The following is a 15,753-nucleotide window of genomic DNA, read 5'->3' on the forward strand; positions in this document are numbered from 1 at the left end:
TGCGGATTTTGGTGGCCGCGACGGCCGCCGTGCCGCAGCCGGCACGATGTTGGGCGCGCCGACCGGCGCGATCTTGGGATCGCCGCGATTATTTTGGCGGGCAAACCAGCGTTTTCCGCTGAGCAAGACGCAAGTGAACTCACGCGGATCTCGCGCTTTACAGACCGTTCATCTAACGCGGTCATAATTCGAGGAAGACGAGGCGAAGTGCGTTTCGCCATCGCCATGAGATTGCAATCTGCACCGCGGGCAGTTGCAGCGCGACACAGCTAGCATGCGCAGTGTAGAAACTTGTGACCAGGCAGGGGTAGATGACGACCTATACGGGACCGGCACCGCGCCGTAATCCGGCAGTGCTGCCAATGCTTCGGGTGCGGGTTGGGGCGCACCGTGGCTGACGAACAGCGGGGACCCGGTTACGGCCTTGGGCTGTCGACGCGTACCCAGATGACGGGGTACCAGTTCCTGGCACGACGGACTGCGATGGCGTTGACCCGCTGGCAGGTTCGAATGGAAGTAGAGCCCGGTCGGCGCCAGTCGTTGGCCGTGGTGGCTTCCGTGTCGGCCGCGGCGGTCGTCTGCCTCGGCGCACTGCTGTGGTCGTTCTTGAGTCCGTCGGGCCAGATGAACGAATCGCCGATCATTGCCGACCGTGATTCCGGCGCCCTGTATGTGCGGGTCGGCGACACCATATATCCGGCTCTGAATTTGGCCTCGGCACGACTGATCGCCGGCCGGGCCGACAACCCGCACAAGGTGCGCTCCACGCAAATAGCCGAGCAGCCGCACGGCCCGCTGGTCGGAATTCCCGGCGCGCCCTCGGACATCCTGCCCACGACGCCCTCGACGTCGTCGTGGCTGATCTGCGACACCGTCGCCAACGTCCAGGGCGTCGGCGCGGTCACGCCGGTGACCGTGACGGTGATCGACGGCGCCCCGGAACTCAACTCCCGCCGCCGGGTGCTGGACGGGCCCGACGCGGTGGTGCTGCGCTACGGCAACGACTCCTGGGTGGTTCGCCAGGGCCGCCGCTCGCGCATCGACGCCGCCGACCGGGCGGTGCTGCTGCCGCTGGGGCTGACCCCCGAGCAGGTCGACCACGCCCGCCCGATGAGCCAGGCGCTGTTCGACGCCTTGCCGGTGGGCCCGGAACTGGCGGTGCCCTTTGTGCCGGACGCCGGCCACCCGCCGGCCTTCCCGAACGCCCCCGGCCCGGTGGGCATGGTGTTCACCACACCGCAGTTGGCTGGGCCGCAACAGTATTCGGTCGTGTTGATGAACGGCGTGCAGACGGTGTCGCCGGTGGTGGCCCGCATCCTGCAGAACGCCGGCGCCACCGGTGGCGGTGCACCCGCCGTGGTGACGCCGCAGGATCTGGCGAAGATGCCGGTGGTCACCGGACTGGACCTGTCGGCATACCCCGATGGACCGCTTCAGGTCGTCGACATCAAGGAGAACCCCTCCACGTGTTGGTGGTGGGAGCGTTCCACCGGTGACAGCCGGGCCCGGGTGCAGGTGGTGTCCGGCCCCACAATTCCGGTGTCGCAGAAGCAGATGAACCGGGTGGTGTCACTGGTGAAAACCAACGACGCCAATGTGCCGGAGGCCGACCGGGTCTACTTCGGTTCCGGCTACGGCAATTTCGTCGCGGTGACCGGTAACGACCCGGACGCCTCCACGCGGGAATCGTTGTGGTGGATATCGGCCTCGGGCGTGCGATTCGGGATCCCCGGCGATGACGAGCGCAAGGCGCTGGGCCTGGTCGGAGAACCGGCACTGGCGCCATCGGTGGCGTTGCGCCTGCTGGCACACGGCCCGACCCTGTCCCGACAGGATGCGCTGGTCCGTCACGACACCCTGCCAACCGATATGAGCCCAGCAGAATTGGCGGTGCCCAAGTGAAACGTGGATACGCCCGGCCGACGCCGGAACGCGCGCCGGTGGTCAAGCCGGAGAACATCGTATTGCCGACGCCGCTGAGCGTCCCGCCGCCAGAAGGCAAGCCGTGGTGGCTGGTGGTGGTCGGCGTGCTGGTGGTCGGCCTGCTCGTGGGCATGGTCGCCATGACCGTGGCCAGCGGCTCCCGGATGTTCCTGGGCGCCGGCTCGATCTTCCCGATCTTCATGATCGGCGGCGTGGCGATGATGATGTTCGGCGGCCGTTTCGGCGGTGGCGCCCAGCAACTGAGTCGGCCCAAGCTCGACGCGATGCGCGCCCAGTTCATGCTCATGCTGGACCGGCTGCGTGAGTCGGCGGCGGAGTCCGCGGACAGCATGGACGCCAACTACCGGTGGTACCACCCGGCGCCGTCCACCTTGGCCGCCGCGGTGGGGTCGTCACGCATGTGGGAGCGCCAGCCCAACGGCAAGGACCTCAACTTCGGCCTGGCCCGAGTCGGGGTGGGGATGACCCGCCCCGAGGTGACTTGGGGTGAGCCGCAGAACATGCCGACCGACATCGAGCTGGAACCGGTGACCGGTAAGGCGCTGCAGGAGTTCGGGCGCTACCAGAGCGTGGTCTACAACCTGCCCAAGATGATCTCGCTGCTGGTCGAGCCGTGGTACTCGCTGGTCGGCGACCGCGAGCAGGTGCTCGGGTTGATGCGCGCGATCATCTGCCAACTGGCCTTCTCGCACGGGCCCGACCATCTGCGCATGGTCGTGGTGACGTCGGATGTGGCGCAGTGGGATTGGGTGAAGTGGATGCCGCACTTCGGCGACCCGCGCCGTCAGGACGCCGCGGGCAATGCCCGCATGGTGTACGGCTCGGTGCAGGACTTCGCCACCGAACACGCCGAACTGTTCTCTGGGCGTGGATCCTTCATGCCGCGCCACGCCAGCTCGTCGGCGGAGACCCCGACCCCGCACCACCTGATCATCGTCGACGGTCTGGACCCGCAGTGGGAGTACGTCAACACCACCGAGGGCATCGACGGGGTGACGTTCTTCGATCTGACCGGCGCCCCGGAATGGCGTGGTGTCTCACAACGGGTGCTGCGTCTCGACGACAAGGGCATCATCAACGCCCTGCCGCGTGACCGCGACACCTGGATGGTGATCGACGACAACGAGTGGTTCTTCGCCCTCGCCGACCAGGTCAGCCCCACCGACGCCGAACAGTTCGCACAGCGGTTGGCGCACTGGCGGCTCGCGGCGGCCTACGAGGAGATCGGCCAGAAGGTGACGCACCACATCGGTGCGCGCGACATCATGGCCTACTACGGCATCGAAGACGCCGGGCGGATCAATTTCGAAGAGCTGTGGGCCAGCCGGCGCGATGCGGGCAGCCGGGGCCGGCTGCGGATTCCGTTCGGAAACCGCTCGGACAACGGCGAACTGCTGTTCTTGGACATGAAGTCCCTCGACGAGGGCGGTGACGGGCCGCACGGCGTCATGTCCGGCACCACCGGTTCCGGTAAGTCGACCCTGGTGCGCACGGTGATCGAGTCGCTGCTGCTGGCTCACTCGCCGGAGGAACTGCAGTTCGTGCTGGCCGACCTCAAGGGTGGATCAGCGGTCAAGCCGTTCGCGGGTGTGCCGCACGTGTCCCGGATCATCACCGACCTGGAAGACGACCAGGCCCTCATGGAGCGCTTCCTGGAGGCCATGTGGGGTGAGATCGCCCGGCGAAAGACCATGTGCGACAACGCCGGTGTCGACGGCGCCAAGGAGTACAACGAGATCCGGTCCCGGATGCGGGCGCGCGGAGACGACAGCCTGCCGCCGCTGCCGATGCTGGTCGTCGTGATCGACGAGTTCTACGAGTGGTTCCGCATCATGCCCACCGCGGTGGAGGTGCTGGACTCGATCGGCCGGCAGGGCCGCGCCTACTGGGTGCACCTGATGATGGCCTCACAGACCATCGAGAGCCGCGCCGAGAAGCTCATGGAGAACATGGGTTACCGGCTCGTGCTCAAGGCGCAGACCGCCGGTGCCGCGCAGGCCGCCGGCGTGCCCAACGCGGTGAACCTGCCGGCCAAGGCCGGCCTCGGCTACTTCCGCAAGAGCGGCGAAGAGGTCATCCGTTTCCAGGCCGAGTTCCTGTGGCGCGACTACCACCGGGGCGGCATGCTCGACGACGAGCAGATGCCGTTGACGCACGCCGTCGACTACATCCGGCCGCAGCTGTTCACCACCGAGTTCACTCCGCTCGAGGTCAGCGTCAGCACGCCCGAGATCGAGGCGCCTGAGGAGATCGCAGCGATCGACTCCAAGCCGGCAGCCGCGCCCGGCGAGCCGGCCGAGGAAGAGGACTTCATCCGGACTCCGAAGGTCGGCACGGTCATCATCGACCAGTTGCGCCAGATCGACTTCGAGCCTTACCGGTTGTGGCAGCCGCCGCTGGATGTCCCGGTGACCGTCGAGAACCTGGTGAACCGCTACCTGGGCCACCCGTGGCAGCAGGACTACGGCACCCGGCGCGACCTGGTGTTCCCGATCGGTGTCATCGACCGGCCGTTCAAGCACGACCAGCCGCCGTGGACGGTGGACACCTCCGGCCCGGGCGCCAACGTGCTGATCCTGGGGGCCGGTGGTTCGGGCAAGACGACCGCACTGCAGACCTTGATCTGCTCGGCGGCGCTGACGCACACTCCCGAACAGGTCCAGTTCTACTGCCTGGCCTACAGCGGCACCTCGCTGACCACGGTCGCCGGACTGCCGCACGTGGGCAGTGTCTGTGGCCCGACCGATCCCGACGGGGTGCGCCGCACGGTGGCCGAACTGCTGGCGTTGGTGCGGACCCGCAAGCGCAGCTTCCTGGAGAACGACGTTGCGTCGATGGACGTCTTCCGTCGGCGGAAGTTCGAAGGTGCTCCGGGGGCCATCCCCAACGACGGTTTCGGCGACGTCTATCTGGTGGTCGACAACTACCGGGCACTCTCGGAAGACAACGAGGTCCTCGTCGAGCAGGTCAACCAGATCATCAACCAGGGGCCGTCGTTCGGTGTGCACGTGATCGTGACCGCCGACCGCGAATCGGAGCTGCGCCCGCCGGTGCGAAGCGGTTTCGGATCGCGGGTCGAGCTGCGTCTGGCCGCGGTCGAGGACGCCAAGCTGGTGCGTTCCCGGTTCGCCAAGGACGTCCCGGTCAAGCCCGGGCGCGGCATGGTCGCGGTCAACTACGTACGCCTCGACAGCGACCCCCAATCTGGTCTGCACACCCTGATCGCCCGGCCCGCCATGGACGACACCAGCGAGAAGGTGTTCGAGTCCGACAGCGTGGCGGCCGCGGTCAGCCAGGTGGCGGTCGGCCGGGTGCGCCCGGTGCGGCGTCTGCCGGCGCGGTTCGGCCTGGAGGAGGTGCGCGCGGTCGCGGCCAACGACCGTCGCGAGGGAGTGGGAGCGGGCGGCATCGCCTGGGCGATCTCCGAACTCGACCTGCAGCCGGTCTACTTGAACTTCGCCGAGAACGGCCACCTGATGGTGACCGGGCGTCGCGAGTGCGGCCGTACCACCACGCTGGCCACCATCATGAGCGAGATCGAGCGGCTCTACGCGCCGGGCTCCAGCAGTGCCCCGGCGCCCAGCCCGGATGGTCGGCCATCGGCCCAGGTGTGGCTGATCGACCCGCGTCGACAGTTGCTGACCACGCTGGGGTCGGACTACGTGGAGAAGTTCGCCTACAACCTGGACGGCGCCGTCGCGCTGGTCAACGAGTTGGCCGCCACGCTGGCCAACCGTGAACCTCCGCCGGGGCTGTCGGCCGAAGAGCTGCTGTCGCGGACCTGGTGGAGCGGGCCGGAGATCTTCTTGATCATCGACGACATCCAGCAGTTCCCGCCCGGTTTCGACTCGCCGTTCCAGAAGGCTGCGCCCTGGGTCACCCGCTCGGCAGACGTTGGCCTGCACGTGATCGCCACCCGCACGTTCGGCGGTTGGTCGTCCGCCGGTGCCGACCCGCTGCTACGGGCTCTGCACCAGGCCAACGCGCCGCTGTTGGTGATGGACGCCGACCCGGACGAGGGCTTCATCCGCGGCAAGATGAAGGGCGGCCCGCTGCCCCGCGGTCGTGGCCTGCTGATGGCCGAGGACACCGGTGTGTTCGTTCAGGTCGCCGCCACCGAGCTGCGGCGGGCGCCGGCGCAAGAGCGCGCGGCCACCCCGGCCGGCTGACCGGTTTGTCCAGCAACCGCTGTGACGCGAGCAACAGCGTCACAGTGGTTGCTGGAGCTGTCACAGCCCCGGAGCGGGCGGTGAATTAATTGCGGCAAGATTTAAACCAGGGCCTCGTGCCCGCAGGTATCGCAGGGCAGGGCGGCTGCCGACCACGCCGGAAATGCCAGCTCTGTGTTTTTCCAGTACGGAGCCATTTCACGGGCCGAACGGCCTGGCTTTCGCTACCGGATTGTTACCCCAGATGAACACTTGTTATCGGCAGGTGAACAGTCGGCGTTATGGCTACTCCCGGGCACTTTGAGCCCTTACGATCGACACCGGAGAGATTGCTGACCGCGATCGATGAGGAGGGACTCGAATGTCGTTTGTGAATGCGCAGCCCGAAGCGCTGTCGGCTGCCGCTGCGAACTTGAGCGGTATCGGTTCGGCGTTGAACGCGCAGAACGCCGCCGCTGCCGCCCCGACCACCGGCGTGGTCCCGGCTGCCGCCGACGAGGTCTCGGCACTGACCGCGGCGCAGTTCGCTGCGCACGCGACGATGTACCAGCAGGTCAGCGCGCAGGCCGCGGCGATCCACGAGATGTTCGTCGCCACGCTCAACAGCAGTGCGACCTCCTACGCCGCCACCGAGGCGGCCAACGCTGCTGCGGCGGGCTGATCAGGGCCCAACCGCATACCGGCTACGGGCTGATGGAAGGGGAACCATTCATTCGTTCAAAGCCGGTCGTCGGTTACCGACGTAACCGGCGGCAATAACCCGTCAACTACGAATATCAATCAGAAACAACGAACTTCAGAGAAGGAGACAGAGCAGTGGCAACACGTTTTATGACTGATCCGGACGCGATGCGTTCGATGGCGGGGCGTTTTGATGTGCACGCGCAGACGGTGGAGGACGAGGCTCGTCGGATGTGGGCGTCGTCGACCAACATCTCTGGCGCTGGCTGGGGTGGTCTGGCGGAGCGGACGTCGATGGACACCATGGGTCAGATGCAGACGGCGTTTCGCAACATTGTGAACATGCTGCATGGTGTGCGTGATGGTCTGATTCGCGACGCTAACCACTACGAGCAGCAGGAAGCTGCTTCTCAGCAGATCCTGTCGAGCTAGAAGGAGAATCAGGACCATGTCGATTAACTACCAGTTCGGTGATGTGGATGCTCACGGTGCGTTGATTCGTGCCCAGGCGGCGTCGTTGGAGGCGGAGCACCAGGCGATCGTGCACGATGTGTTGGCTGCCGGTGATTTCTGGGGTGGCGCGGGTTCGGTGGCGTGCCAGGAGTTTGTGGCGCAGTTGGGTCGCAACTTCGCGGTGATTTACGAGCAGGCCAACAGTCACGGTCAGAAGGTGCAGTCGGCCGGCAACAACATGGCCAACACCGACGCTTCGGTGGGCTCCAGCTGGGCCTGATCGCCCGCAATTTCGCAGCGCGGCAGCACACCCGATCCATGGGTGTGCTGCCGCGTGCTGCAATTGGCGGGTGGTGCCGAGCGGTCACGCCCTCTCGCGTGGTCCAATAGCCAAGTAGTCCACTAGCCAAATCCAGCGAACAACCCGGTAGAGGAGGGTAGTGATGGACCCGAGCACTCGCACCGACATCACCGTCAACGTCGAGGGTTTCTGGATGCTGCAGGCACTGCTGGACATCCGCCATGTTGCTCCCGAGTTGCGGTGTCGTCCTTACGTTTCCACCGACTCAAGCGACTGGTTGTCGGAACACCCCGGCATGGCGGTGATGCGCGAGCAGGGCATCGTCGTCGACGACGAGGTCAACGAGACCGTCGCGGCACGGATGCGGGTGCTTGCCGCGCCCGACCTCGAGGTGGTCGCGCTGCTGTCGCTGGGCAAGCTGCGTTACGGCGTCATCGACGCCGAGGACCAGGAGCCCGGCACCCGCGACATCCCCGACAACGAGTTCCGGGTGCTGTTGGCGCGGCGCGGTGAGCACTGGGTATCGGCGGTACGCGTCGGCACGGACATCACCGTCGACGACGTCTCAGTGACCGACGCCGCCTCGATCGCCGCGCTGGTGATCGACGGGATGGAATCCATCCACCACGCCGACCCGGCCCAGATCACCGCGGTCAACGTACCGATGGAGGAGATGCTGGAGGCCACTCAGAGCTGGCAGGACTCGGGTTTCAATATTTTCACCGGGGGAGACCTGCGCCGGATGGGCATCAGTGCCGCCACCGTCGCGGCACTGGGGCAGGCTCTTTCGGAGCCGGCGGCCGAAGCGGCGGTCTATGCGCGGCAATACCGCGACGATGCGAAGGGCCCCAGCGCCTCGGTGCTGTCGCTCAAGGACGGGTCGGGCGGCCGGATCGCGCTGTACCAGCAGGCGCGCACCGCAGGCTCGGGCGAAGCATGGCTGGCGATCTGCCCGGCCACCCCGCAGCTGGTTCAGGTGGGCGTCAAGACCGTCCTGGACACCCTGCCCTACGGCGCCTGGAAAACGCATCGGCGGGTGTAGCGGTCTGCTCGGTAGATTTAGGCGCCGAATGCCAAGTGTCGCAACGGAAAACTGCGGGTAAACGCAATCGTGCGAATTGCATGAAGTGCCTTTAGAATTGGACTGACTTTAAAAATGACAAATTGCGAGGCGGCACCTATGGGTTCTATGCGGTCAGTATTCGTCGGTCGGGTGATGCAGCCATGACCGCGGCGATCGAGTCGGGCCAGGCGGGTGGCGAGCTCGCGCCGTCGGCCCCCCGGGCCGTGGTGGTCGGGGTCATGGCGGGTGACGGCGTCCAGATCGGCACGCTGCTCGACGCCGACGCCCCGGTCTCGGTGATGCTGGACCCGCTGTTGAAGGTGATCAACGGCCGACTCCAGGAACTCGAAGAACCCACTCTGCAAGCCGAGGGCCGCGGTCGCTGGGTGTTGTGCCTGGTCGACGGCACGGCGCTGCGGCCGAACCAGTCGCTGACCGAGCAGGACGTCTACGACGGCGACCGGCTGTGGCTGCGCTTCATCGAAGACCGGGAGCGGCGTTCGCCGGTCATCGAGCACATCTCCACCGCGGTCTCGGTCAACCTGGCGAAGCGATTCGCTCCGGTCGATGCGGCAACGGCGGTGAGGGTCGGGGTGTCGACCCTGTCGCTGGGTGTGCTGCTGGCCACCGGACTGCTCGCGGCCTGGCGGGTCCAGCACGACAGCTGGCTGACGGCGGGCTTCGGCGCGGGGCTGGCCTTCCTGGTGTTGATCGCCGCCGCCCTGATCCTGATGCAGGCGCGCAACGCGTCCGACCGGCAGGTCGGTGACATTCTGCTGGCCACCGGCCTGGTTCCGCTGGTGGTGGCGGCCGCTGCGGCCGTGCCCGGTGAGGTGGGCGCCGCGCATGCCGCGCTGGGCTTCGGCGTCGCCGGTATCGCAGCCCTGGCTGTCATCCGGCTCACCGGACGGCAGTTGGCCGCCTACTCGGCCGTCGCCACGATCAGCGTGGCAGTGATGTTCGCCGGCGTGCTGCGGATGCTGTTCCTGACCGGCGCGGTAACCCTCATGACGTGCGTGTACCTGGTCTGTGTGCTGGCCTACCAGTGGACTCCGTCGCTGTCGCGCTGGCTGGCTGGCCTGCGGCTGCCGGTCTTCCCATCGGCCACCAGCCGGTGGGTCTTCGAGGCCCGCCCAGACCTGCCCACCACGGTGGTGAGCACTCCCGGCGCCCCGCCGTCGTTGGAGGGGCCGGAGTCGGTCCGCGAAGTGGTGCTGCGCGCCGAGCGTGCGCGGTCGTTCATGACCGGCCTGCTGTCCGGGCTGGGCGTGCTGATCGCGGTGTGCATGACCGGGCTGTGCGACCCCCACTCGGACCGGTCGTGGCTGCCGGTGCTGCTGGCCGCCCTGACCGCCGGGTTCCTGGTGCTGCGGGGCCGTTCTTTCCGTGACCGCCTGCAGGCGGTCACGGTGACGCTGACTGGGCTGGTGATCATCGCAGCTGTGGTGGTGCGCTTCGCGGTGGTGCTGTGGACGCCCACCGCACTGGTGGTCGGTGTGGCCGTGCTGGTGCTGGTGCCGATGTTTGGGCTGCTGTCTGCGGTGATCGTGCCGAACACCATCTACAGCCCGTTGTTCCGCAAGTTCGTCGAGTGGATCGAATACCTCTGCCTGATGCCGTTGTTCCCGCTGGCACTGTGGTTGATGAATACCTATGAAGCGATCCGGTACCGGTAGGGGCGTGCGTCGGCTGCAGCGCACCGCGGCCGCCGGCGCCGCGATGATCATGTTGGCCAGCGGCTCGCTGGCGGGAATGCCGGCTGTCGGCGCCATCGAGCCGCCCGGGATCGACCCGGCGGCGCTGCCGCCGGACGGCACGCCCGGACCTCCGCAGACCATGCGGCAGACCGCGTACTGCACTGAGGTAGGCGTGCTGCCGAACTCCGACTTCCGCGTGCAGCCGGCCTACATGGACATGCTCAACCTGCAGGAGGCCTGGAAGTTCGGTCGCGGGGGAGGCGTCACCGTCGCCGTCATCGACACCGGCGTGACCCCGCACCCGCGGCTGCCGAACCTGATCCCCGGTGGTGACTACGTGATGGCCGGCGGCGACGGGCTGTCGGACTGTGATGCGCACGGGACCTTGGTGGCCTCGCTGATCGCCGCGATGCCGGACAACGGAGTGGCCCCGTTGCCGCCGCCGCGTCAGACTCGAAGGCCGCCGTCGGTTCCCACCAACGAGCCGCCGCCACCGACCCCGTCGCCGGCGACGACGATCCTGGTGATGCCGCCGCCGCAAGCGCCGCCGCCACCGCCCGTCGAGGGCGAGGAACCGGCCCCGGGTCAGGGCCCAGCACCCGTCCCCGCGCCGCCACCCGCTCCTGCCCCCGCACCGGCACCGGCACCGGGACCCGCGCCCGGGCCGGCCCCGGGACCCGGCGCGGCAGCGTCGTCGGCGCACACTCCCCATGGCGCCGACGCAGGTGCGGTGCGATCGGCCGGCTTCTCCGGACAGGCCAAGACCGCACCGGTCGACTTCCGCGCCCCGAGCTCACCGCCGCCGGGCGGAGCGCCGGACGCCTTCAGTGGCATCGCACCCGACGTGCAGCTGATCGCGATCCGGCAGTACAGCGCGGCCTTCGGGCCCAAGGAGCCGTTCGCCGACGGACGCGACCCGCAACTGCGGGAGAAGACCGACGGCATCCGCACCATGGCACGCGCGATCGTGCACGCCGCCAACATGGGTGCACAGGTCATCAACATCTCCTCGGCCATCTGCATGAACGTGCGCACCCTCATCGACCAGGCCGATCTAGGTGCGGCGGTGCGCTACGCCGCGGTGGAGAAGAACGCGGTGATCGTCGCCGCCGCCGGTGACGCCAGTTGGCGGGACTGCAAGCAGAACCCCGTCTACAACGCGATGCGCCCCGATGACCCGCGCGACTGGAACGGCGTCAACACCGTGGTGACACCGGCCTGGTACGACGAGTACGTGCTGACCGTCGGCGCGGTCGACTCGGCGGGTGCGCCGATGGCCAAGTCGAGTGTGGCCGGCCCGTGGGTGTCGATCGCGGCGCCCGGTACCGACATCGAGGGGCTTTCGCCGCGCGATGACGGGTTGATGAACGCCGTCGACGGCCCGGAGAACTCGCTGCTGGTCCCGTCCGGCACCAGCTTCTCCACGGCGATCGTCTCCGGTGTGGTGGCGCTGGTGCGGGCCAAATACCCGGAACTGTCGGCGCACCAGGTGATCAACCGACTGATCCGCACGGCTCGGCCACCGGCGCGTGGGGTCGACAATGTGGTCGGTTACGGGATCGTCGACCCGGTCGCGGCACTGACCTGGGACGTTCCCGATGTTCCGGCTCAGGCGCCGGAGCGGCTGTCGGCACCGCTGCAGGTGCCGCCGATGCCGCCCGAACGCGACATGACGCCGGCCTGGGTCGCCGGAGCCGGGCTGTTGGCGGCGCTCGCGGCGGCCGGCGTGGCACTGGGAGTGGCAGCACTGCGACGATCGTCAAGGAACCGATGAAGGCACAGCACGCACTAGGTCTGAACCTGTCTTGGATGCGGGTCACCGTCGTCTTTCTGATCGATGTGGGGATCCTGGTCCTCGCCGGTCGCTGGCCCGGCGACCCGAAGGCCGCGGACTACGTGTGGTGGTCGGGCGTCGCCGTCGCCGTGTTGGTCGCGCTCCTCGCGTTGCTCACCTACCGTCGGGTGCCGATCAGCACGATGTGGGCGGCCTGGGTGGCCGATCAGTTCACCGACCCCGAAGCGGCCCTGCACCGCGGCCGTGGCACCACCATCGACCACCACCGGCGCTTCGGGCGGGAGTCGATCGGCGTCCGCGAACACGAAGGCCGGCTGGTGACGGTCATCGCCGTGGGCGGGCGGGCCACGTCGGCGACCGGCCGGCACGGCCGCGCTGCGGAGGCGACCCTGCCGGTGGAGCGGCTGGCCGCCGGGCTGCGCCAGTTCGACGTACGGCTGGACAGTATCGATGTCGTCTCGGTAGGTACCCGCAAGAATCCGCGCCCCGCCGACGACCCCGACGTCGAAGAGAACCCGTCGATGCCCGATCGCCGCCGCACCTGGGTTGTGCTGCGGATGGACCCGCAACACAACGTCAACGCGGTCGCCACCCGCGACTCGCTGGCCGCCACCCTGGCCGCCGCCACCGAACGGCTGGCCGAGGAGATCGACGGGCGCCAGCTCAGCGCCCAGGTGCTGCACGCCGACGAGTTCGACGCCGTCGACGAGGCGGTACTGGCGGGCCTGGAGGCCACCCAGCTGCGGCACCGGCTGTTCCGTGAACGACCGGCCGGCCAGATCACCAGCTACTGGGTGTCGCCCAACGACATCGACCCGGAGAACCTCGAACACCTGTGGTACCCGGAGAGCGAAGCAACGGTGGTGACGGTGCGGCTGACCCGCGGTGGCGGCCGGACCACCGAGGTCTCGGTGCTGGCGAGGTACCACACTGCCGACAACCCCAGCCGAAACGTCCGGTCCGCGCTGAACCGGTTCGTGGGCCGGCGCCAGCTGGAAGCGGTCTGCGCCAGCCTGCCGGCGCCCACCGCCCACCGGCGGATGGCGGTGCCGGGACGCGACCTGCACGACGGTGAGCAGCTGCCGGTGTCGGTCGACGTGATCGAGGAGTACACACCTGCGGCGGCGGCTGGGGCGCGCGGGTGACCGGTCCGTCGACAACCGACGCCCGCAACGCCATGGTCGCGGGCATGCTGGCCTCCGGGATCTCGGTCAACGGGCTGCAGCCCAGCCATAATCCGCAGGTCGCGCTGCAGATGTTCACCACCGCCAGTTCGATCGACCCGAGCATGTGCGATGCCTGGCTGGCCCGCGTGCTGGCCGGTGACTCCGATCTCGAGGTGCTGGCGAATGCCTGGTCGACGGTGCGCACGTTCGGCTGGGAGACCCGCCGTCTCGGCCTGTCCGACCTGGAATTCCGTCCCGAGGTTTCCGACGGGATGTTCCTGCGGCTGCTGATCACCAGTGTGGAATCGCTGGCCGCCGCGTACGCCGCTGCGCTGGCCGAGGCCAAACGCTACGAGGAGGCGGCGAAGCTGCTCGACGGCATCGAGCCGCGAAACCCCTTCGAGACCGAGTTGGTCAGCTACGTCCGCGGTCTGCTGTATTTCCGGACCGGCCGCTGGCCGGACGTGCTCAAGCAGTTCCCGGCGTCGGCTCCCTGGCGCCAACCCGAACTCAAGGCCGCGGCCGCGGCGATGGCCACCACCGCGCTGGCTTCACTGGGGGTGTTCGAAGAAGCGACGCGGCGGGCGCAGGAGGCCATCGAGGGCGACCGGGTGCCCGGCGCCGCCAACGTCGCGCTCTACACCCAAGGCATGTGTCTGCGGCATCTCGGCCGCGAGGACGAGGCCGCTGAGCTGCTGCGCCGGGTCTATTCGCGGGACTCGAAGTTCACACCCGCCCGCGAGGCCCTGGACAACCCCGACTTTCGGCTGGTGCTGACCGACCCGGAGACCATTGAGGCCCGCACCGATCCGTGGGATCCGGACAGCGCACCCACGCGGGAGCAGGCCGAAGCCCATCGGCATGCCGAGGAAGCCGCGCGCTACCTGGCCGAGGGCGACGCGGAGCTGGCCGCGATGCTCGGTATGGAGCAGGCCAAGCGCGAGATCAAGCTGATCAAGGCGACCACCAAGGTGAATCTGGCGCGCGCCAAGATGGGGCTGCCGGTTCCGGTGACGTCGCGGCACACCCTGTTGCTCGGTCCTCCCGGCACCGGCAAGACCTCGGTAGCGCGGGCCTTCACCAAGCAGTTGTGTGGCCTGACCGTGCTGCGCAAGCCGCTGGTGGTGGAGACCAACCGTTCCAAGCTGCTGGGCCGCTACATGGCCGACGCCGAGAAGAACACCGAGGAGCTGCTCGAAGGCGCACTCGGTGGTGCGGTGTTCTTCGACGAGATGCACACGCTGCATGAGCGCGGCTACAGCCAGGGCGACGCGTACGGCAACGCGATCATCAACACGCTGCTGCTCTACATGGAGAACCACCGTGACGAGCTGGTGGTGTTCGGCGCCGGTTATGCCAACGCCATGGAGAAGATGCTCGAGGTGAACCAGGGCCTGCGGCGCCGGTTCTCGACGGTGATCGAGTTCTACAGCTACACGCCGCCGGAATTGCTGGAACTGACCAAGATGATGGGGGCGGAGAACGAGGACGTGGTCAGTGACGAGGCGGTCGAGGGACTGCTGCCGTCCTACGAGAAGTTCTACGCCGACGAGAACTACTCCGAAGACGGTGACCTGATCCGCGGTATCGATGTGTTGGGTAACGCCGGATTCGTCCGCAACGTCGTGGAGAAGGCGCGCGACCACCGCAGTTTCCGTCTCGACGATTCCGAACTGGACGCCGTGCTTTCCGGAGATGTCACCGATTTCAGCGAGGAATGGCTGCACAAGTTCAAGGAACTGACCCGCGAGGACCTCGCCGAAGGGCTCAGCGCGGCGGTTGCCGAGAAGAAAACATCCTGACTTAACAGCCGCCCGACAGTCGATTCACAGCGTAAGGACCGCCTGTCTGGGTTGACGCTCACTGGTACCGATGCCACCATTGCGCAGGTAAGGGGGCCGGTGCTTGTGCCTGGCCCAGTTGGTCTCTGTCGGTGTCAGGAGGTGAGGACGAGAGTTGTGTCCCGGCGATAATGCCCGCCTGGAATCGGCGACTGTTTGGTCCCGATCCGGCTCCGGCACCGTTTCTGTTATTTGAACCGCGTTGCGTTGAGCACGCTCCGATACGACGTCGTCACGGGGCCACTGCTCGGCGTAGCCGGTGAGCGTCGGTCCTTTGCGGCCGGCAAATCTTGGAGGAGAGCCCCATGACCTTTGTGAACACCCAACCGGAGGCGCTGACGGCGGCTGCGGGCAATCTGGCCGCCATCGGGTCGGCGCTCAGTGCTCAGAACGCCGCGGCGGCAACGCCGACCACGGGTGTGGTCCCGGCCGCTGCGGATGAGGTTTCGGCGCTGACTGCCGCGCAGTTCGCCGCGCACGCCAGCATGTACCAGGCCATCAGCGCCCAGGCGGAGGCTATCCACCAGGCGTTCGTGGCCACCTTGAACACCAGCGCCAACACCTACGCGGCGACCGAGGCGGCTAACGCCGCGTCGGCCGGATAGTTCCAAATACCCTTTAGTTTCAACAACTTTCGCAGAAT

The 15,753-nt window shown here is 67.6% G+C and carries 11 protein-coding genes; all 11 read left to right on the top strand.

Going from position 1 to position 15,753, the window contains the following annotated elements:
* Positions 1-390 precede the first annotated feature (390 nt).
* The 11 genes from eccB to ACKY0X_RS10185 all read left to right on the top strand — a co-directional run bounded on the left by eccB (position 391) and on the right by ACKY0X_RS10185 (position 15,715).
* A complete protein-coding gene (eccB, locus tag ACKY0X_RS10135) occupies positions 391-1,902 on the top strand; it encodes a type VII secretion protein EccB (protein WP_409429315.1) in 1,512 nt (503 codons plus the stop codon).
* Positions 1,899-6,113, top strand: a complete 4,215-nt coding sequence (eccCa, locus tag ACKY0X_RS10140) for a type VII secretion protein EccCa (protein ID WP_409429316.1) — start codon at positions 1,899-1,901, stop codon at positions 6,111-6,113. The genes eccB and eccCa overlap by 4 nt, the downstream gene beginning before the upstream one ends.
* Before the next feature lie 361 nt (positions 6,114-6,474).
* On the top strand, positions 6,475-6,774 hold the full coding sequence (locus tag ACKY0X_RS10145) for a PE family protein (protein WP_046283697.1): 300 nt from the start codon (positions 6,475-6,477) through the stop codon (positions 6,772-6,774).
* Positions 6,775-6,929: 155 nt separating this feature from the next.
* Complete coding sequence (locus ACKY0X_RS10150) at positions 6,930-7,226, top strand: WXG100 family type VII secretion target (protein WP_047317297.1); 297 nt, start codon at positions 6,930-6,932, stop codon at positions 7,224-7,226.
* Between the two features lie 16 nt (positions 7,227-7,242).
* The gene (locus tag ACKY0X_RS10155; protein WP_047317298.1) at positions 7,243-7,527 is read left to right on the top strand and encodes a WXG100 family type VII secretion target; all 285 of its coding nucleotides are present in this window, start codon (positions 7,243-7,245) and stop codon (positions 7,525-7,527) included.
* 163 nt (positions 7,528-7,690) lie between these two features.
* Positions 7,691-8,590 (top strand): ESX secretion-associated protein EspG, encoded by a 900-nt coding sequence (locus ACKY0X_RS10160; protein WP_046286646.1) that lies wholly within the window; start codon positions 7,691-7,693, stop codon positions 8,588-8,590.
* A gap of 182 nt (positions 8,591-8,772) precedes the next feature.
* Complete coding sequence (gene eccD, locus ACKY0X_RS10165) at positions 8,773-10,287, top strand: type VII secretion integral membrane protein EccD (RefSeq protein ID WP_409429317.1); 1,515 nt, start codon at positions 8,773-8,775, stop codon at positions 10,285-10,287.
* Positions 10,265-12,082, top strand: a complete 1,818-nt coding sequence (locus ACKY0X_RS10170) for a S8 family serine peptidase (protein WP_409429318.1) — start codon at positions 10,265-10,267, stop codon at positions 12,080-12,082. Before eccD ends, ACKY0X_RS10170 begins: the two co-directional genes overlap by 23 nt.
* Positions 12,079-13,248: a type VII secretion protein EccE gene (eccE, locus tag ACKY0X_RS10175; RefSeq protein WP_409429319.1), complete on the top strand. Its 1,170-nt coding sequence runs from the start codon at positions 12,079-12,081 to the stop codon at positions 13,246-13,248. The genes ACKY0X_RS10170 and eccE overlap by 4 nt, the downstream gene beginning before the upstream one ends.
* Positions 13,249-13,280: 32 nt before the next feature.
* Positions 13,281-15,071 carry a type VII secretion AAA-ATPase EccA gene (eccA, locus tag ACKY0X_RS10180; protein ID WP_409429581.1) on the top strand — a complete coding sequence of 597 codons (1,791 nt, stop codon included), beginning with the start codon at positions 13,281-13,283 and terminating at the stop codon, positions 15,069-15,071.
* Between the two features lie 344 nt (positions 15,072-15,415).
* Entirely contained in the window at positions 15,416-15,715 is a 300-nt protein-coding gene (locus ACKY0X_RS10185) for a PE family protein (protein ID WP_046286641.1), read from the top strand.
* Positions 15,716-15,753: the final 38 nt, after the last annotated feature.

The organism is Mycobacterium sp. SMC-11, assembly GCF_046250095.1.
Taxonomy (GTDB): domain Bacteria; phylum Actinomycetota; class Actinomycetes; order Mycobacteriales; family Mycobacteriaceae; genus Mycobacterium; species Mycobacterium heraklionense_A.

What these genes read in the sequence shown, in the direction of transcription:
- ACKY0X_RS10145 (WP_046283697.1), top strand. Translation starts at nt 6,475, where the DNA reads ATGTCGTTTGTGAATGCGCAGCCCGAAGCGCTGTCGGCTGCCGCTGCG.
- ACKY0X_RS10155 (WP_047317298.1), top strand. Translation starts at nt 7,243, where the DNA reads ATGTCGATTAACTACCAGTTCGGTGATGTGGATGCTCACGGTGCGTTG.
- ACKY0X_RS10160 (WP_046286646.1), top strand. Translation starts at nt 7,691, where the DNA reads ATGGACCCGAGCACTCGCACCGACATCACCGTCAACGTCGAGGGTTTC.
- eccD (WP_409429317.1), top strand. Translation starts at nt 8,773, where the DNA reads ATGACCGCGGCGATCGAGTCGGGCCAGGCGGGTGGCGAGCTCGCGCCG.
- ACKY0X_RS10170 (WP_409429318.1), top strand. Translation starts at nt 10,265, where the DNA reads ATGAAGCGATCCGGTACCGGTAGGGGCGTGCGTCGGCTGCAGCGCACC.
- eccE (WP_409429319.1), top strand. Translation starts at nt 12,079, where the DNA reads ATGAAGGCACAGCACGCACTAGGTCTGAACCTGTCTTGGATGCGGGTC.
- eccA (WP_409429581.1), top strand. Translation starts at nt 13,281, where the DNA reads ATGGTCGCGGGCATGCTGGCCTCCGGGATCTCGGTCAACGGGCTGCAG.
- ACKY0X_RS10185 (WP_046286641.1), top strand. Translation starts at nt 15,416, where the DNA reads ATGACCTTTGTGAACACCCAACCGGAGGCGCTGACGGCGGCTGCGGGC.